Raw genomic sequence first — 15,619 nt, 5'->3', positions numbered from 1 at the left:
TTGCGTCAAAACAATCTAGCCTGGCGGCTTCTTGCGGTCGCGCGACGAAATCTGGTCGAGCATGGAGAGCGCGGCGCTGGGATCGACCGGTTTCAACAGGCCCTGTTGCGCGGCCGCCTTCTTGAAGGCGGCGAAAGCAACAGCCGGCCGGCAGATGCCCGCAATGGCGTCGTCCACCAGCCGCGACGCCGCGAGATAGTCCGGCGCCTCCTTGTTTTTCCAGCTTCCCTCCAGCGCCTTCCTTGCATCGGCAATCGATGAAACCACCATCGAGCCGCCGTTGACGAAGCGGATAGTGAGCGGCAGGAACCGGCTCATTTTTCGTCACCATCCAAGCCATTCATGAACACGCCAGGCGAGGCCGACGAAGGGCACCGCGGTCAGCATCACCGCCGCCAGGATGAAAACGGGATTGGTCGTCCGAAAGGATTTCATGTTGCCACCACCAGAGTTGGGATCGCCATAAACGAAGATGCCGCCGGCCGGTTGCATCCGGTCGACCAAGGCAACTGCAGGGGCGCGAGCTACATATTGCTCGCCGGCCGGATGGGCGGCGCCGGAAGGTGGGGCGGGCGCGGACGCACCCTCAGCGGCACGTTGGCGAGCGAGGCCCGGATCGGCCGAAGAGGGGCGATTGTCACGGCGGCACGCTGGCGCACAAATGCCGTCGAGAGCTTGCCGATCAGATTTCGAAAGTCCATGGAACTCTCCTGCTGCAGAGTCCCCCCAAAACAACGATCGACTAGCAACTATGGCGATCGCCCGCATTTAACTTTGATGTAGTGCGCGTCTTGGCTGCGCGGCCAAGGCCGACCCGACGAAAGCCAACCTTTTCCACCGGCATGCGTTGTCTATCGAGAAGGAGATGGCGATGCCGACCGACACTCGAACGAAGTCCGACAGCGCGCAGACGGCGAGCCGGCAGCGCAGCGTGCAGCGCAAGGTCGATGCCACCGATCGCGCAAAGCCCAACGGCAAATCGCACGGCCCCATGCAGGCCGGCGCGCGCGAATATCCGGTGCCGCCGTTCCCGAAGCAGCACCATGCAAAGCCCGGCGAGGAATGGGCGATCGTGCCGGCGCCCCTCTACGATGCGCCGTTCTGGCAGGGTTCGGGCAAGCTCGTAGGCAAGGTCGCGCTGATCACCGGCGGCGATTCCGGCATCGGCCGCGCTGTCGCTGTGCTCTTCGCACGCGAAGGCGCCGATGTAGCCATCGTCTATCTCAGCGAGGATCGCGACGCCAAAGCGACGAAAGCAGCGGTAGAGGCCGAAGGCAGGCGCTGCGTCACGCTTCGCGGCGATGTTTCCAAACGGACCTTCTGCCGCAAGGCGGTGGAACAGACAGTGAAGGGGTTGGGCAAGCTGGACGTGCTTGTCAACAACGCCGCCTTCCAGGTGCATTCAGCCGATTTCGTCGACCTCACCGAGCAGCATTTCGATACCACGCTGAAGACCAACCTTTATGGCTATTTCCATATGGCGCAGGAAGCCGTGCCGCACATGAAGCCGGGCTCGGCGATCGTCAACACCGGCTCCGTCACCGGCATCGAGGGCTCGAAGGACCTGGTCGATTATTCGATGACCAAAGGCGGCATCCACGCCTTCACCCGGGCGCTTTCCGGCAACCTCATAGGCAGGGGCATCCGCGTCAACGCGGTGGCACCGGGCCCGGTCTGGACGCCGCTCAACCCGTCGGAGAAGAAGGCCGAGGACGTCGCGCAGTTCGGCGCCAAGACGCCGATGAAGCGGCCCGCCCAGCCAGAGGAGATCGCGCCGGCCTATGTGTTTTTAGCCTCGCCGCAATGCTCCAGCTACATCACCGGCGAGATCCTGCCGATCATCGGGGGTTACTCATGAGGAGGATCCCATGCAGAAAATTCTTCTCGCACTTGCCGCCGTCCTGATGTCGGCGCTTCCGGCTGCGGCGCAGACGGCCGATCAGCCGATGGACCAGCAGCTCATCCCCGACCTGCAACAACTAGGGGACTGCCAGGCCAAGCCCGACACCAAGGACCCGCAGCAGAAGCAGCAGGCCAACGCGAACGATCTGTCGGAAACGCTCGACAGTTGCAACGGCGTGCTGAAACCGCCGCCCACCGGCGACAAGAACGCCACCGTTCCGCCGGCCGACAACAGCCAGATGCCGATAATCAAGCCGGGCGAGTTGCCACCGCAGACGCCAAAATAGAACGCCGGGTCGGGCCTGGCTCGAAACTTTTCAAGGCCAGGCGAGTTACTGTCTGGTAGTCCCGGACACCCGAACTACCTTCCACAATTGCCGCGCATTGACGATTCGGCATCCCGACGGCTCTTCTTTCCCACTGTCGATCCGGCGGTTCGGCAATCCTCGATCTTTCCGTGGGCCTGCACCGACCCGGGTGCTGTTTCGCGGGCTCGTTTGTTCCCCGATGATGCCTGTTGCGCCGTGGAATTTTTTAGTGACGCCACGTAGTCTCGCTCGCGGGGTCTTTTCGAGTGCGGACACCCAAGCAATTTTCTCCGATTGGCCGAATTGAATGACCTGGCGTGCGGGGCGCTCGAACGCCAGCCAGGGATCATGTGTTGGGCAAAAGAACAGGGTGGTTCTTTTCTGCCTTGGTTTGTATGGAACCTCGTGGGCCAAGCGAATAGGGCAGTGTGTTGCAGCCGGCCTCTATGTCCCATCTCTCGCACGGACCCGCTCGAATTCGGGTCGTGGCGGATACCTGAAAACCCCGGGCGAACCACTCAGGTTATTGGCTTCCGAGGACCTGCTGACCGGATGCTTGGCCGAATGGATTCTGCGATATCATCCCGTACCGGCGGGTAGCGGACAGGCCTCGAGTCCGGAAAGAATTAATTCGGAGGCGCGCTAGCTACCTGCCCCAACGTCACGCTTCCCTTTCTAAGGCGCGGTTTTTTGCGTGCTGAAGGAGGGCGTCGCCGGCTACCTAGCGACAACGCCCTGAGGGGCTGCAACGGTGGCGCCGTATGGCTGTTTCCGACTGGGGCCCGTGCTCTACCTCTAATGGACCGGTCGCGAACCCGCAGGCCTCGGCTGTCGCCGGATCCTTGGCTTCGATAACGGGTTCTTTTCCTTGAGGTGGGCGACGAAGGTCGGCCGCATCCTCGGGATATTCATGCCTGTCGGGATCCGGGGGGTCGAGCATACACCGACGGCCGGCACCATCGCTCTGGCGCTCTTGCGGGCCCGGGCGTTTTCGGGTGGGCCCGAGTGATCGCGAACCGGCTTGACCCGGACAGAGCGCCGCGTTCCGATACGCTCTAGGGCGACGTATTTTTCAAGAACGCCCGGGTCGGGCCCCGGCCGCAAATAGAACGGCCGGGTCGGGCCTGGCTCGAAACTTTTCAAGGCCAGGCGAGTTACTGTCTGGTGCAGTGCTGAAACCGCCGCCCACCGGCGACAAGAACGCCACCGTTCCGCCGGCCGACAACAGCCAGATGCCGATAATCAAGCCGGGCGAGTTGCCACCGCAGACGCCAAAATAGAACGCCGGGTCGGGCCTGGCTCGAAACTTTTCAAGGCCAGGCGAGTTACTGTCTGGTAGTCCCGGACACCCGAACTACCTTCCACAATTGCCGCCCCGGTTTCTCCCATCCGGGGCGGTTTTTCGTGCCTGGACACGGGGGTCGGCATGCTCTGCCGTATAGCCCGATCTCCCGGTCCCGAAGTGCGGAACCATCAGGCCGTTGCCGAATTGACCTCGGCGGGCCGCGTCAGCCGGACCTGGTGGCAAAGAGAACAGGGTGGTTTTTCCGGCTTCATACCCTGGCCAACGAAAAGGGCAGCCGAGCTCTTGTCCCACCCGGCCCGCTCGAATTCGGGCGTGGGCAACGCATGGCAGAACGTCCAGTATCCGAACTTGCATCTCCCGTCCGGGGTAGACGGTGATAGATATGCGGCGCTGGTTCCACGAAGCCTGGGTCCTGCTGAAGGAGGGCGTCGCCGGCTACCTTAGCGACAACGCCCTGAGCCATGGCGCGGCGATGGCCTTCTATGCCACGACCTCGCTGGCGCCGATCCTTCTGATCGTCGTGGCGATCGCCGGTATCGTGATCGGCAACGACGCCGCCCAGCTCGCGCTCTCGGCCGAGTTCTCGGGCGTGATGGGACCGCAGAGCGCCGATCTCCTCAAGGCGACGATCGAGACCGCCTCGCATCGCGGGTCCAGCACACTTGCCACCATCGTCGGGTTGATCGCGCTGCTTGTCACCGCCTCGGGCGTCTTCGGCGAGATGCAGCAGTCGCTGAACCAAATCTGGAAGGTCAAACCCGACGGCGTTTCGCTTTCGCGCCTGGTGCGGGCGAGGGCGGCGAGCCTCGGCCTGGTGGCGGCTCTTGGTTTCATGCTTCTGGTGTCGCTCGCCGCAAGCACCGCGATCTCGGCGTTGAGCGAGTATATCAACGAACGCCTACCGTTCGGCGAGTTGATCGTCAGCGCCGTCAACACCATTGTCTCCTTCGTGCTGATCGCGCTGCTCTTCTCGGCGATCTACAAGGTCCTGCCGGACCGCAGGCTCAAATGGCGCGACGTCGCGGTCGGTTCGGTCGTCACCGCGCTGCTGTTCACCATCGGCAAATCGCTCATCGGCTGGTATATCGGCACCAGCGCCATCGCCACCTCCTATGGCGCTGCCGGCGCGCTGATGGTGGTGCTGGTCTGGGTCTACTACTCGGCCCAGATTTTTTTCTTCGGCGCCGAGATCACCCGAGCTTATTCGGTACGGAGCGGCAGCCGGCAGGACCTCGCGCCGCTAGTGGCGCCGTCTCGGAATCGATCAGCCCAGCAGGTTCAGCGCGGGTCCACGGCCGGCTCGCGGTCCGCGGTCTCCGACAGCGAGGTTCGCGGTTGGATCGTCTTCAGCAGTCTGATCACGCTGCTGGTCTCGCAGGTTTGGCGGCGGAGGGGTTGAGTTGCCCAAGGCGTTTCAGCCGTGATGCCTGGTCCACACTTCTTCGAGGCAGAACCAACCCGTTTGAAGTTTGCCTTGCAGCGGCACCGGTTCCCGGCGCGCAGGATCGGCCGCACTCCTACCCAGGGGCGGATGGGGCAAGAGCCTTTCAATAAATAAATTAGCTGCGGCTAATAAAAAAGGATTATAATAGCGTGCCAGCCGGCGGCTCTACCCCAGCTGTCGGTTAGGCTCAGCGGCGCCCCCGAGTCCCCCTCCAAAGAGCCGCTGGGCCGCCGGCTTTCAAGGCCGACCACTCACTTTCCTGTATTAGTTTCAGCTAATTCTTGACGAAGCCTCTTGCCGCGCCAGACTCGTGATATGGCGAAGGGTATCAACATTGGCGACGAGGTCGCCATCACCGCAACCGTGCGTCGGCGCGTCACAGAAGACCGTGTCAGCGTCTCGATCCCATCCTATGGCTTCCCGCACTCGATCGTCGACCGCACGTCACAGGCAAAGAAAGGCCAGCCGATGGAACTAATCGGCGACGTCACTCACATTGACGGCGATCTGGTGACGGTGAATCTGGGTGTGCCGGTGACGGTGAACATGGACATCTTACGGCTGGTGACGCCCTACGTTCCGCCGAAGCAGAAAACTCCGCTGGTCGACAAGCCGACATAACAGCCGCCGCAGCGCCCTGGGGGATTCGCACAACGGCCAAGCAACCCGGTCTTCGCTTTGTCAGGCCGGTTCCTCCCATCCTCCGCCGCGGCGAGCCGAGTGACATGCTGAGGTTCGCACTTGGATGCCTCCTGAGGCTTGGCTCGGAAGCCCTAGACGTTGGCCATCCGCCTTCTCTTGGCTTCAGCGCAGCGAGCCCGGAACTCCTCGACCTCGGCCTCCGTGAGGTGCTCGATACCGATGAAGTCGTTCTTGGCGTGGCCCGAACGGATCAGCTCGTCAAGTTTTGCCTGGATAGCCGCCCCGTCGCGGTTCTGCGTGTTCTGGATCAGGAACACCATCAGGAAGGTGATGATCGTGGTGCCAGTGTTGATGATGAGCTGCCAGGTCTGCGAGTAGTGGAATACCGGCCCGGTTCCTCCCCAGACCAGAACCGATGCCAGGCACAGAGCGAAGGCCCAAGGCTTGCCGGCGGCGTGCGCGACGGCCTCCGCCATCCGGTTGAATGCCGTTTCCATGTGACGATCTCAATTGCAGGCATGAGCCCCAAGGATGTGAATCCCCAGGGCTCGGGGAAGACAGAATTGAGGGAAGACCCTGCCTTCCGCCCTAAGCCGCTTCAGCCGCTATGTTGACGGCCGACTCGGCAAGCTCGGTGAGTGCTGCGTCCGTCTCTTTCTCTTCGCCCAGCGTCTTGTCGAGGAGGTTGACAGCCTCGGTCAGGCCAAGTTCGGACGCCCATGTCCGAAGCGTGCCGTAGCGCGAGATTTCATAATGCTCGACCGCCTGCGCGGCCGCCAGCAAGCCGGCGTCGAGCGAGGGCGAGCCCTTGTATTCCTCCATGATCTCGGCGCCTTCCTCGGTGATGCCCATGATGGCGGCGCAGGTCTTGCCGACGGGTTTCTTGTCGATCACCTCGAACACTTCCTCCAGGCGCGCGACATGCTCCTCGGTCTGGGCGCGATGCTTTTCGAAGGCAGCCTTCAGGTCATCGCTTTGCGCCGCCTTGGCCATCTTGGGAAGCGTCGCCAGAATCTTCTTCTCGGCGAAGTAGATGTCCTTCAGCGTGTCGTGGAAAAGTTCGTTCAGGCCCTTCTTCGAGGCCGCCTTCGTCGTCGCCATGTGTTGATCTCCTGTTGGTTTGGATCATCCAACAACAGCGGCGGCAGCGAGTTGTTCCGGAAAGAATTTTTACACACGATCCGCCCGAGACGATCAATTGTTATTGACACCTTTGCCGTGTCTTGCAGTTGCCAAAAAGGGCCGAAGACGGGCTTGTGGGGAACAGCGAGCGAGCCGTTTGAGGCTTGACCCTGACGGCCAGCGGCCGCACCGGCCAAGCACTTTCACCACGGCTAGCGCTTCCGCTTTCCGCTGTCCGGAGCCTTATGCTCCGATGCCTCATGCGCTTCGCGCATCATCCGCAGCGCTTCTTCAGGGGTGAGGCCGCACTTGCGGGCAAAATAAATTGCCTCGGTAGCCTCGGCTCGAGAGGCCGCGGCAATGGCGGACAAGGCCTGTCTCGATTTCTTCTTGGCCATCGGTTCACCGCGCCATGAATCATTTAGTCAACTAATATAGCGTCATTGTTCTGAAATCAAAAATTCCTTGCTTTCGGCGCCGCAGCCCGGCCTGAGGCTGCGGCTCAGGGCGGACGCTACCAGCCTTGGCGGCTCGCCCATTCGTCGATGTCGCGGCGGACGCGGTCCTTCTCGATGCCGTAGCGTTCCTGGATCATGCCTTCCAGCTGGTCGCGCTTGCCGGCAATCCGGTCGAGGTCGTCGTCGGTGAGCTTGCCCCACTGTTCCTTGACCTTGCCTTTGACCTGCTTCCAGTTTCCTTCGACGCGGTTCCAATCCATGGTGCCACCTCCTTCATTTGCTTGGAAGCTAACGGCGGCACTGCCCCGAGGTTCCTGACATGGCGAGGGAACATTTAGACGTCGCTAATGTTGTTGCTGCAGTATGGCGCGCAGTCCCCGCATTCTTCTGTGAAGCGCGCGCCGAAGGACGGGTAGCCAGAACCCGATCCGGCCCGCCTCGGATTTCTCCCCCCCCGGGGCGGGCTTCTAAATTGATGGATCGAGAGAGATCAGGCGGCGGAAAGCGCTGTAGCCGCCTGGGCACTCGGCCGGTTGGAATCCGCCGCTCAGGCTTTCGAGTCCAAATGAAGCAGGTCGACCTGAACCTCCGGCGGCGTCCGCTCGTTAAGCGCCTTTTCCAGGTCGTTGCGGCTGTCAGCCGGACAGGCGTCGGGCAGGTCGAGGGCAGTCCGCGCCTGCTCGTCGAATTCGATCGCCGCGCCATAAAGCTGGGTCACCTGCATCACCAGGCTTTCGATGTCCTCGCGGGCGACGTTCTCGTCGAGGTTCATGAGCCTGATTTCTTCCGACAGTTGGATGATGTTGACGATCCCGTCTTCCCACAGGGCATGCCGGACCTTGCAGTGGGCGTCCTCGCGCAGTCGATCCGAAAATCCTCGTGACATTGGAAAACCCTCCTTTCGTGGGGGTTTGTCCCTCTACGCCCACTATGCGCTCGATCAGCGAAAACGGCAAACCGAAAAAGCAAAAATAATTAAGAAAATCAGTAAGTTAGTATGATATGTCAAATGAGGTTTTGCAGCATCATGGGTTTCGTTAGCATGGGTCTCCCTTCACACATCGCCCTACCTTGACGCTTCATGCAGCCGACCCTACTTTTACTCAAAGTGAGACACTTACTCATTCCCGTATTTTGGTAAGGAGGCAAAGTGGCTGAGCTTGAGCGCCCGCAGCGGCTGCAGATCATGCTGACCGACGAAGAGCTGGCAGCGCTGGAAAACTGGCGTTTTGAAAAGCGTATGCCCAGCCGTTCGGCCGCGGTGCGTGAATTGCTGCGCCGAGGTCTTGCGTCGGACGGCTTCCTGACCGCCGAGGCGGGGGTGAAGTCACAGGATTTCGGCGTGCTGGCTCCCGAAATAGGTAACGGCGAAAATCCCGACCGTTCCAAGGCTTAGGCGCTTGCCTTGGTCCCCGGCCGCGCTAGCTAATGCCGATGGCGATATCCGGGGCGAATCAGTGAAATCCGGGGGCGGGAAATCAGCAGATACCATTGCCAATGCGCGGCTGGCGGCCATCGTCGACTCCTCCTACGACGCCATCATCAGCAAGGATCTCAACAGCATCATTACCAGTTGGAACCATGCGGCTGAGCGCATGCTAGGCTACAGCGCCGAGGAGGCTGTCGGCCTATCCATGCTGCACCTTATCCCAGAGCATCTGCACGACGAGGAGAGCGACATCATCGGCCGAATCCGCAAAGGCGAGGGAGTGGCAAGTTTCGACACGACGCGAAAGCGAAAGGATGGCTCGCTGGTCGCGGTTTCAGTTACGGTTTCGCCGATCAGGAACAGTTCCGGCGAGATTGTCGGTGCGTCCACAATCGCCCGCGACATCAGCGCCGCCAAAGAGAGCGAGCGTCGCATCCGGCTCCTGATGCGCGAGGTAAACCACCGCGTGAAGAACCAGTTCGCGGTGATCCTGTCGATGGTGAGGGAAACCAACAAGCGCTCCGCCAACCCCGGCGAATTCGAGGACATGATCCGCGCGCGCATCATGGCGCTGTCGCGCTCGCACGATCTCCTGGTCACTTCGGAATGGGCCGGCGCCAGCCTGTTCGACCTCATCCAGGAACATCTGAAACCGTTCGGCCATGAGGAGCGCATCTCGCTCTCCGGTCCCTTGCTGACGCTGCAGTCGAATGCCGTGCAGAATCTCGGCATGGCCTTCCACGAACTCGGCACCAACTCGTCAAAATATGGCGCGCTGGCGGGCGAGGGCGGCCGCGTCGAGATCACTTGGACGGTCGAGACCGGGCCGCAGGCCCAGCGCCGGTTTCACCTGGTCTGGCAGGAGGCGTCGAATGGCGATACCGGCACTGGCGAGCCGGATGAGACCGCGCGCAAGGGCTTCGGCACGGTGGTGCTCGAGCGGGTGGCGCCGCAATCGCTCAGCGGCTCCTCCAGCCTCGAACGCTCGCCCGGTGCGTTGAAATGGTCGCTGACGGCGCCGCTCGAGGCCATCGTCGTGCCGCAGCTCGGAACGGACACCGAAAGCGATTTCAGCCTCTGAAGGCCGTTTTCAGCCCTCCAGGCATCTTCAATCCGGAAACGACGCCTGGCCGCGGCCTCCTTGCAGGTCCGTAAAAGAGTATTACATCAATTAATTAAGCGTGCGCTGTGCACGCTTGTGCAGTTGCTTCTGTCAAGCTCCATGGAGGTTGTCATGCCAAGCAAACTGATGGAAGGAAGAAAGAGCCAGGACTGGATCAATCTCGTCCTCGCGATCTGCCTGTTCATCTCACCCTGGGTCATCGGATTCACCGCGGCAATGGTGCCCGCGTGGAACGCCTGGATTGTCGGCGTTGCACTCGGCGCGCTGGCGCTCGCGACGCTTTCGGTGTTCGCCGAATGGGAAGAATGGGTAAATATGGTCCTCGGGCTCTGGCTGATCGTGTCGCCCTGGCTGCTGGGATTTGCAGCAGACAGGAACGTGATGCTCACGCACGTCGTCCTCGGCGTGCTTGTGCTCGCGGCATCGGCCTGGGCCGTCTGGGACTTCCGTCACCCCCACGCGCATGCGTGAGCGGTGATTGAACGGGGGCCCGCCGCGCGAGCGGCGAGCTCCTGGAACTGCGCGAAGACATATCGGGGCAGGGGGCTGAACGGCGGTTGCGGTTTCACGCAATTGCTGCAAGCGGACACCTTTTCGTGCATTCTTGGGAATGGCCTCGATGCTCCACCCCGACAAGCCTGCCAAATGCTGCTCCTATTGCGGCGGCCGCGACCATGATTTCGAGGAATGCCCGAAGCGCAAGGCCGACGCGGAGAAGGAAGAGGCGGCGCGGGAACCCGGGCCGGCTGCCCGTGCGGAGCCTGGCCTGAACTGACGTCCGAATACCGGCCGCGGCGTTCTTCGCGCCTCCCTTCTGTTTGCCCCCGTCCTCCGCGGCAACTGCGGGAACCCAGGTATCTCCACAGGCACGGCGTCGAGCCCTGACTTTTTCTGGGATGATCGAAGAACGGGCGTCGGACCGGCTTATAGTCGGGACGGGGGTGCGCGGGTGGCGGATGTCGTCTCAGCCAGAATCGGTGCGGAGCCTGCCGGGCGGGTGTCGGCAGGGCGCTTACGGTTTTTCGCATTCATGGCGATCGCCGCGTTCATGATCGCCGGTCCAGCCGCAGAGCAGGTCTTCGGGGTACGAACGGCGCTGCTGCGCTCCTGGACCATGTTCAGTGCGATTGGGCTCGACGTGATCGACGCTTCCTTCGAGATCCGCCGCCCCGACGGCGCGCTTGTCCCGCTCGACCGGTTCGAGATGCTCGGCGCTCCTCGCAACGGCAGGCTGAAGCGGATCGAAAGCCGCGACGAACTGGCTTCCGTCATCAAGCGGCTCTGTACGGCCGCAGGGCAGGGCGCCCCCGCCGTCCCCGCCATTTCCACCGGCACCGCCGTTGCCGCCATTGCCGCCGGAGCCACCGTTACCACCGGATCCTCCGTTCCCGCCGTTTCCATTGGCACCGCCATTGCCGCCGTTTCCACCGGCGCCATTGCCGCCATTACCGCCGGCGCCGCCGTTGCCGCCATTTCCACCGGCGCCGCCGTTGCCGCCGTTCCCACCGTTACCACCGGAACCGCCGTTCCCACCGTTTCCATCGGCACCGCCATTGCCGCCATTTCCACCGGCGCCACCATTGCCGCCGTTCCCCCCGTTGCCGCCATTCCCTCCGTTGCCGCCATTTCCACCGTTGCCGCCGTTTCCCCCGGCGCCGCCATTGCCGCCGTTTCCATCGGCACCACCATTGCCACCATTGCCGCCATTGCCGCCGTTTCCCCCGTTGCCGCCATTTCCGCCTGCGGCTTGGACCAGAAGAATGCGCTTGCCCTCTTGCATTTGGGCTACGGGATCTATTGACCGGTCGAATCCGTCTCGCAGCTCCGGCAAGACCGACGCCGCGCGAGTTGCGGTGGCCGTCGGCACCAGCATGGTCGACGCGAGCAGCGCTGCCGCCAGAATACTCCCGAGCTGTGGCAAGGAACGGCGCGCGATACCGGCATCCGCCATCAATGCGAAAAACCGCAAGCGTCCTGCCGACCCCGCAGGCTCCGCACTGATCCTGGTTGAGACGATATCCGCCACCCGCGTACCCCCGTCCCGACTATAGACCGGTTCAACGCCTGATCTTCGACCATCCCAGAAAAAGTCAGGGCCCGACGCCGCGCCTGTGTGGCCGGCCTCCGCGGCTCGATCGGGGGATCGGGCCTCCTGCTGCTCCGCCAACGTCTCACATCGTTTGGTGCGCGCGCCTCATCCCCTCAACGCATGCGACGCCGCGTCGGCAAACGAAATGTCGCCCTTGATCTCGCGCATCGCCATGGAGGTTACGGTGCGGCGCACGCCGGGCAGCCGGCTGAGCTCGACGCGCAGCATCCGGTCCAGCGCCCGCATGTCGACGGTAACGATCTGCAACAGATAGTCGGCCTCGCCGGTGGTTGCATAGCAGCGGCGGATCAGCGGGTGCTTCTTCACCGCCGCCTCGAAAGCGTCCGAGACCTCGAAGTCGATCGACACCTGGATGAAGGCCTCGATGCCGAAGCCGATCGCGGCAGGATCGATGCGGGTGGAGTAGCCGCGGATGACGCCGGCGTCTTCCAGCGCCTTGACCCGCTTCCAGCAGGGCGTCTTGCTCAGGCCCACCTCCTCGGCGAGTTCGCCGAAGGAGACGCGCGCGTCGCGTTCCAATGCGGCAACGATCTTGCGGTCGTGGACGTCCAGCATAGTCCGTTCTCCAAAATTACTGAAATTGACGGGATCGTACTCCATTTTTCGCAATTCGGATAACAGAAAGGAACAATGTTCAAGCCGGAAGCGCTATCCTTGGGGCATCTGTCGAACCATGCCCGCGCGAGGAGACGAGCCATGGACAAATCGGATTATCATGCACGCATCGAGGCGCCCGAGATGCGCGACTATGGCGTCTACCTGAAAGTCGACCAGTTGCTTGCCTGCCAGAAGCCGCTCGCCGAGATGGTCAATGCCGATGAGCTTCAGTTCCAGATCGTGCACCAGGTCGAGGAGCTGTGGATGAAGCTCATCGCCTACACGCTGGTCGACGTGCTCGACTATCTGGAGAAAGAGGACACCCACCGCATCGTGACGCTGATGGGGCGCGTGCACCGGCTGGTGCGCATGATGACGGCGCAGCTCGATCTCCTGGAGACGATGTCGCCCAAGGAGTACCAGCAGATCCGCCTCGAGCTCGGCAATGGCAGCGGCCAGGAGTCGCCTGGCTTCAAGCTGATCCTGCGCCTGCCGCCGGACCTGTGGCGCGCCTTCAAGCATGCTTACCTCGACGGCCGCGGGCTCTCCGTCGAGGACATCTACGACGCCCATTACGACCATGGCGATGCTTACGTCGTGGCCGAGGTGCTGATCGAGTTCGACGAGCTGTTCCAGAAATTCCGCGCCAACCACCTCTATCTGATCCACCGCTCGATCGGCCTAGGCGCGAAGTCGTTGAAGGGTCGGCCGGTGGAGATCCTCGAAGGCGGCGCCCGCCACCGCTTCTTCCCCGAGCTCTGGGACATACGCTGCGACATGACCGACCGCTGGGGCGCCGCCTACGGCACCGTGCGGGATTCGATCAGCCATCCGCCCCAGGCGAAGGCGGGGTAGGGGCCGGCTCCCCTTCTCCCCTTGTGGGAGAAGGTGTCGCCGAAGGCGACGGATGAGGGGTGTTCCAGCGGAGTGAGACGTTGGCGTTCCCTGGAACACCCCTCATCCGTCTCGGCGCTGCGCGCCGATCCACCTTCTCCCACAAGGGGAGAAGGAGAAAAATTTCCCACTCCTGTCGGAACCATCGCCCGTCATCCGTCCTTGGAGCACATCAACCGCTTCAACCGGAGGACATCGTGGAAACGCAATCGACCTGGCAGACCGCCGCCATTCTCATCGCTCGCCTGATCTTCGCCGCCATGTTCGCGATGGGGGTGGCGTTCAAGTTCATGGATATGGGCGCCACCGCCGGCTACATCGCCGCCGCCGGCTTCCCGTTCCCGCTGTTTCTGGCCTGGTGCGCCGCAATCCTCGAAACGCTGCTGGTGATCGCCTTTCTCACCGGCGCCCTCCTGACCCCGGCGGCGCTGATCGGCGCGGTCTATGTCGTCTTCCTCGGCTTTGCCTTCCACGGCCCATCGCACTGGGCCTCGAACCAGGCCGAGTTCGGCGCCTTCATGTCGCATTTCCCGTTCGCCGCCGGCCTGCTCTTCGCCGCCGTCCATGGACCCGGTAGCGTGCTGGCGGTCCGGCAAGGCGGGCCGGGCGGGGCATGAACTGTTCCTTCTACCCGTTTACGGGGAGAAGGTGCCCGAAGGGCGGATGAGGGGCAGCGCAGGCATCACCGGCGGAACAGCCCGCCTCACATCTGATCGTTATACGGCTCCTTCATCTGACCGACCATGCGCGCCAGCTTGGAGAAGGACGGCATGTCCACTTCCGGCTGGCACTGGTTGGCGAGCTCGAGCAGGCGGATCGGGAAGTTGACGGCGTCGCGGCTCGACGCCGACATGCCTTCGGACCGGTCCTCGCCGGTCTCGACGGCCTCGGCCTTGCGCAGCGCGATGTCGATCTCCTCGACCGTCAGCACCCCTTTGCGCACCAGCACATGGTTGATTGCCGCGACGGCCATCAGCAGGCCCTCGAGTTGCAGATTGGCGACGTTCATGGCGCTTCCTCCCATTGACCTCGCCTGAAAAACGCACGACGGGCGTTTCCGATCCGAGGAGCCGCTATTGCAGCCTTTCCAACCTGCGGGCTGCTTGGGTGGCAAGGGCTTTGTCGATCAGCCACTGATCCGAGGGCATGGTCCAACCGCGTGCCGACGACAGCCGCTGAAGGATACGATCACTGAGCAGCCACCGCCTTACCAGGTGAGCCGTTGGTGCGTCGACATAACTCCAATAGGCGCGCTCGACCGGATCGGCCTCGAACATACAACTCCTCGTCAGAAACGTCGCGAGCTGCAACGCTGCGTTCATTGACGGCGCCGCAAGCCAAGCGTTGAGCGTTGCCGACAAACCGAGATCGAGGATGGCGATGCCGCATATCCAGTCCTCGGCATCATCTCCGTCATCCGGATGCCCCTCGATGGCTTGCGAAAAGGCCCCGGTAAACAACGCGCGGATCGCTCCACGTTCGGCGTCCGGCCAATCCTGCCACTGGGCCATCTTCAGGCGGTTGGCAATAATCGGCGGATCGGTGCCCGTCCAAAGCGACGCGCGAACGGCCTGTTCCAGGATGCGCGGCAGGAAATGCTTGTAGTCAGCGACATCGCCGACTGTCGTCATGGCCCAGCCTGCGTAAGGACCGATCTGCTCTCCGGTAAGCTCGCGCAGCGGCGCCGAGGTCAGTGTCTCCAGGATCGCCACGGAATCCCGGAGCGGCGAAGCATGAAGCTTGCGCGGCGGCGGGTAGGAAGCAAACGCCGCGTAACAATCATCGATGAGGCGCTGAAGCTCGGGCTGCATGGTGGCGACCAGGCGGTCTCGCTATTTCCTGCCCTGCAGGATACGCACGAAGCGGCTCTTGTCGGCCGTCTGGGAGTGAATACCCTGGAAATCACGATAGGTGAGGCGGCCGCTTGCCCATGCATTGAAGAACCGGCTGCAGAAGGCGCTAGGAACGCGCGCGACGCTGACATTCATGAGCTTTGCCACGGCCTGCCTGTCCTTCAACTGCCTCGACCCCACCTGCTTGACGCAGTCGGCCATCACTTCTCGCTTGAAGGCAGGGTTGCCTTGCATCGCCGCTTGCGCAGTGTTCCATTGGCCTTCATTGGCGCTGGTGCAGCCAGCCAGAAGTGCGGCGCCGACAAGCACCGCGGCAAAACGCATTTCGAAACGCATCTACACCCCTGAAATCAAATCGCGCCCAACCCAAGCAAAATTCCATGGCACGGACAAGACGGCTTAGAATAACCCCGAGTAGATTGCTTGGTCCA

23 protein-coding genes are annotated in these 15,619 nt (G+C 62.5%); 11 read left to right on the top strand and 12 right to left on the bottom strand.

Annotated features, from left to right (window positions below):
- Positions 1–15 precede the first annotated feature (15 nt).
- Genes EJ071_RS27975 through EJ071_RS38740 form a run of 3 tightly spaced genes read right to left on the bottom strand, consistent with a single transcriptional unit; the run spans position 16 to position 701 of the window.
- Positions 16–318 (bottom strand): DUF982 domain-containing protein, encoded by a 303-nt coding sequence (locus EJ071_RS27975; RefSeq protein WP_126100743.1) that lies wholly within the window; start codon positions 316–318, stop codon positions 16–18.
- Between the two features lie 6 nt (positions 319–324).
- Positions 325–504, bottom strand: a complete 180-nt coding sequence (locus EJ071_RS38745) for a hypothetical protein (RefSeq protein WP_189521237.1) — start codon at positions 502–504, stop codon at positions 325–327.
- Between the two features lie 20 nt (positions 505–524).
- Complete coding sequence (locus EJ071_RS38740) at positions 525–701, bottom strand: hypothetical protein (RefSeq protein WP_189521235.1); 177 nt, start codon at positions 699–701, stop codon at positions 525–527.
- Between the two features lie 170 nt (positions 702–871).
- On the opposite strand from EJ071_RS38740, the gene EJ071_RS27970 reads away from it, so the two are divergent.
- The 4 genes from EJ071_RS27970 to EJ071_RS27955 all read left to right on the top strand — a co-directional run bounded on the left by EJ071_RS27970 (position 872) and on the right by EJ071_RS27955 (position 5,581).
- The gene (locus tag EJ071_RS27970) at positions 872–1,858 is read left to right on the top strand and encodes an SDR family oxidoreductase (RefSeq protein ID WP_126100742.1); all 987 of its coding nucleotides are present in this window, start codon (positions 872–874) and stop codon (positions 1,856–1,858) included.
- Between the two features lie 10 nt (positions 1,859–1,868).
- Positions 1,869–2,189 (top strand): hypothetical protein, encoded by a 321-nt coding sequence (locus EJ071_RS27965; protein WP_126100741.1) that lies wholly within the window; start codon positions 1,869–1,871, stop codon positions 2,187–2,189.
- A 1,709-nt stretch (positions 2,190–3,898) separates the two neighbouring features.
- Positions 3,899–4,915: a YihY/virulence factor BrkB family protein gene (locus EJ071_RS27960; protein WP_126100740.1), complete on the top strand. Its 1,017-nt coding sequence runs from the start codon at positions 3,899–3,901 to the stop codon at positions 4,913–4,915.
- A gap of 360 nt (positions 4,916–5,275) precedes the next feature.
- Complete coding sequence (locus EJ071_RS27955; protein WP_126100739.1) at positions 5,276–5,581, top strand: hypothetical protein; 306 nt, start codon at positions 5,276–5,278, stop codon at positions 5,579–5,581.
- A 152-nt stretch (positions 5,582–5,733) separates the two neighbouring features.
- Here the strand turns inward: EJ071_RS27955 and EJ071_RS27950 are convergent, their stop codons facing one another.
- The 5 genes from EJ071_RS27950 to EJ071_RS27930 form a co-directional block, all read right to left on the bottom strand.
- Positions 5,734–6,099, bottom strand: coding sequence for a low affinity iron permease family protein (locus EJ071_RS27950; protein WP_126100738.1), 366 nt, complete (start codon positions 6,097–6,099; stop codon positions 5,734–5,736).
- A 91-nt stretch (positions 6,100–6,190) separates the two neighbouring features.
- On the bottom strand, positions 6,191–6,703 hold the full coding sequence (locus EJ071_RS27945) for a ferritin-like domain-containing protein (protein ID WP_126100737.1): 513 nt from the start codon (positions 6,701–6,703) through the stop codon (positions 6,191–6,193).
- Between the two features lie 233 nt (positions 6,704–6,936).
- Positions 6,937–7,122 carry a hypothetical protein gene (locus EJ071_RS27940; RefSeq protein WP_126100736.1) on the bottom strand — a complete coding sequence of 62 codons (186 nt, stop codon included), beginning with the start codon at positions 7,120–7,122 and terminating at the stop codon, positions 6,937–6,939.
- Between the two features lie 116 nt (positions 7,123–7,238).
- Entirely contained in the window at positions 7,239–7,442 is a 204-nt protein-coding gene (locus EJ071_RS27935) for a CsbD family protein (protein ID WP_126100735.1), read from the bottom strand.
- Positions 7,443–7,729: 287 nt separating this feature from the next.
- Complete coding sequence (locus EJ071_RS27930; protein ID WP_126100734.1) at positions 7,730–8,068, bottom strand: hypothetical protein; 339 nt, start codon at positions 8,066–8,068, stop codon at positions 7,730–7,732.
- A gap of 264 nt (positions 8,069–8,332) precedes the next feature.
- On the opposite strand from EJ071_RS27930, the gene EJ071_RS27925 reads away from it, so the two are divergent.
- From EJ071_RS27925 to EJ071_RS38730, 5 genes are all read left to right on the top strand, one after another.
- Positions 8,333–8,578: a hypothetical protein gene (locus EJ071_RS27925; protein WP_126100733.1), complete on the top strand. Its 246-nt coding sequence runs from the start codon at positions 8,333–8,335 to the stop codon at positions 8,576–8,578.
- A gap of 61 nt (positions 8,579–8,639) precedes the next feature.
- Positions 8,640–9,692: a PAS domain S-box protein gene (locus tag EJ071_RS27920; protein ID WP_126100732.1), complete on the top strand. Its 1,053-nt coding sequence runs from the start codon at positions 8,640–8,642 to the stop codon at positions 9,690–9,692.
- Between the two features lie 153 nt (positions 9,693–9,845).
- On the top strand, positions 9,846–10,205 hold the full coding sequence (locus EJ071_RS27915) for an SPW repeat protein (protein WP_126100731.1): 360 nt from the start codon (positions 9,846–9,848) through the stop codon (positions 10,203–10,205).
- 148 nt (positions 10,206–10,353) lie between these two features.
- Complete coding sequence (locus EJ071_RS38735) at positions 10,354–10,509, top strand: hypothetical protein (protein ID WP_189521234.1); 156 nt, start codon at positions 10,354–10,356, stop codon at positions 10,507–10,509.
- Between the two features lie 255 nt (positions 10,510–10,764).
- A complete protein-coding gene (locus EJ071_RS38730; protein ID WP_189521233.1) occupies positions 10,765–11,535 on the top strand; it encodes a hypothetical protein in 771 nt (256 codons plus the stop codon).
- 393 nt (positions 11,536–11,928) lie between these two features.
- Here the strand turns inward: EJ071_RS38730 and EJ071_RS27905 are convergent, their stop codons facing one another.
- Entirely contained in the window at positions 11,929–12,399 is a 471-nt protein-coding gene (locus tag EJ071_RS27905; RefSeq protein ID WP_126100730.1) for an Lrp/AsnC family transcriptional regulator, read from the bottom strand.
- Between the two features lie 141 nt (positions 12,400–12,540).
- Between EJ071_RS27905 and EJ071_RS27900 the strand changes: the two genes are divergently transcribed.
- A complete protein-coding gene (locus EJ071_RS27900; RefSeq protein ID WP_126100729.1) occupies positions 12,541–13,296 on the top strand; it encodes a tryptophan 2,3-dioxygenase family protein in 756 nt (251 codons plus the stop codon).
- A gap of 233 nt (positions 13,297–13,529) precedes the next feature.
- The gene (locus tag EJ071_RS27895) at positions 13,530–13,952 is read left to right on the top strand and encodes a DoxX family protein (RefSeq protein WP_126102746.1); all 423 of its coding nucleotides are present in this window, start codon (positions 13,530–13,532) and stop codon (positions 13,950–13,952) included.
- Between the two features lie 86 nt (positions 13,953–14,038).
- Here EJ071_RS27895 and EJ071_RS27890 read toward each other — a convergent pair whose 3' ends face one another.
- The 3 genes from EJ071_RS27890 to EJ071_RS27880 form a co-directional block, all read right to left on the bottom strand.
- Positions 14,039–14,344: a hypothetical protein gene (locus tag EJ071_RS27890; RefSeq protein ID WP_126100728.1), complete on the bottom strand. Its 306-nt coding sequence runs from the start codon at positions 14,342–14,344 to the stop codon at positions 14,039–14,041.
- Between the two features lie 64 nt (positions 14,345–14,408).
- Complete coding sequence (locus tag EJ071_RS27885; protein ID WP_126100727.1) at positions 14,409–15,146, bottom strand: hypothetical protein; 738 nt, start codon at positions 15,144–15,146, stop codon at positions 14,409–14,411.
- A gap of 21 nt (positions 15,147–15,167) precedes the next feature.
- Positions 15,168–15,524: a hypothetical protein gene (locus EJ071_RS27880; protein WP_126100726.1), complete on the bottom strand. Its 357-nt coding sequence runs from the start codon at positions 15,522–15,524 to the stop codon at positions 15,168–15,170.
- Positions 15,525–15,619: the final 95 nt, after the last annotated feature.

The sequence above is a fragment of the Mesorhizobium sp. M1B.F.Ca.ET.045.04.1.1 genome, assembly GCF_003952465.1.
GTDB classification, from domain to species: Bacteria; Pseudomonadota; Alphaproteobacteria; order Rhizobiales; family Rhizobiaceae; genus Mesorhizobium; species Mesorhizobium shonense.
The sequence above is the reverse complement of the archived record's forward strand: the minus strand, read 5'-3'. Positions and strand labels throughout refer to the sequence as shown.

What these genes read in the sequence shown, in the direction of transcription:
- EJ071_RS27970 (WP_126100742.1), top strand. Translation starts at nt 872, where the DNA reads ATGCCGACCGACACTCGAACGAAGTCCGACAGCGCGCAGACGGCGAGC.
- EJ071_RS27930 (WP_126100734.1), bottom strand. Translation starts at nt 8,068, where the DNA reads ATGTCACGAGGATTTTCGGATCGACTGCGCGAGGACGCCCACTGCAAG.
- EJ071_RS27885 (WP_126100727.1), bottom strand. Translation starts at nt 15,146, where the DNA reads ATGCAGCCCGAGCTTCAGCGCCTCATCGATGATTGTTACGCGGCGTTT.
- EJ071_RS27915 (WP_126100731.1), top strand. Translation starts at nt 9,846, where the DNA reads ATGCCAAGCAAACTGATGGAAGGAAGAAAGAGCCAGGACTGGATCAAT.
- EJ071_RS27935 (WP_126100735.1), bottom strand. Translation starts at nt 7,442, where the DNA reads ATGGATTGGAACCGCGTCGAAGGAAACTGGAAGCAGGTCAAAGGCAAG.
- EJ071_RS27940 (WP_126100736.1), bottom strand. Translation starts at nt 7,122, where the DNA reads ATGGCCAAGAAGAAATCGAGACAGGCCTTGTCCGCCATTGCCGCGGCC.
- EJ071_RS27880 (WP_126100726.1), bottom strand. Translation starts at nt 15,524, where the DNA reads ATGCGTTTCGAAATGCGTTTTGCCGCGGTGCTTGTCGGCGCCGCACTT.
- EJ071_RS27900 (WP_126100729.1), top strand. Translation starts at nt 12,541, where the DNA reads ATGGACAAATCGGATTATCATGCACGCATCGAGGCGCCCGAGATGCGC.
- EJ071_RS27890 (WP_126100728.1), bottom strand. Translation starts at nt 14,344, where the DNA reads ATGAACGTCGCCAATCTGCAACTCGAGGGCCTGCTGATGGCCGTCGCG.
- EJ071_RS27950 (WP_126100738.1), bottom strand. Translation starts at nt 6,099, where the DNA reads ATGGAAACGGCATTCAACCGGATGGCGGAGGCCGTCGCGCACGCCGCC.
- EJ071_RS38730 (WP_189521233.1), top strand. Translation starts at nt 10,765, where the DNA reads ATGGCGATCGCCGCGTTCATGATCGCCGGTCCAGCCGCAGAGCAGGTC.
- EJ071_RS38735 (WP_189521234.1), top strand. Translation starts at nt 10,354, where the DNA reads ATGCTCCACCCCGACAAGCCTGCCAAATGCTGCTCCTATTGCGGCGGC.
- EJ071_RS38740 (WP_189521235.1), bottom strand. Translation starts at nt 701, where the DNA reads ATGGACTTTCGAAATCTGATCGGCAAGCTCTCGACGGCATTTGTGCGC.
- EJ071_RS27955 (WP_126100739.1), top strand. Translation starts at nt 5,276, where the DNA reads ATGGCGAAGGGTATCAACATTGGCGACGAGGTCGCCATCACCGCAACC.
- EJ071_RS27945 (WP_126100737.1), bottom strand. Translation starts at nt 6,703, where the DNA reads ATGGCGACGACGAAGGCGGCCTCGAAGAAGGGCCTGAACGAACTTTTC.
- EJ071_RS27960 (WP_126100740.1), top strand. Translation starts at nt 3,899, where the DNA reads ATGCGGCGCTGGTTCCACGAAGCCTGGGTCCTGCTGAAGGAGGGCGTC.
- EJ071_RS27905 (WP_126100730.1), bottom strand. Translation starts at nt 12,399, where the DNA reads ATGCTGGACGTCCACGACCGCAAGATCGTTGCCGCATTGGAACGCGAC.
- EJ071_RS27975 (WP_126100743.1), bottom strand. Translation starts at nt 318, where the DNA reads ATGAGCCGGTTCCTGCCGCTCACTATCCGCTTCGTCAACGGCGGCTCG.
- EJ071_RS27965 (WP_126100741.1), top strand. Translation starts at nt 1,869, where the DNA reads ATGCAGAAAATTCTTCTCGCACTTGCCGCCGTCCTGATGTCGGCGCTT.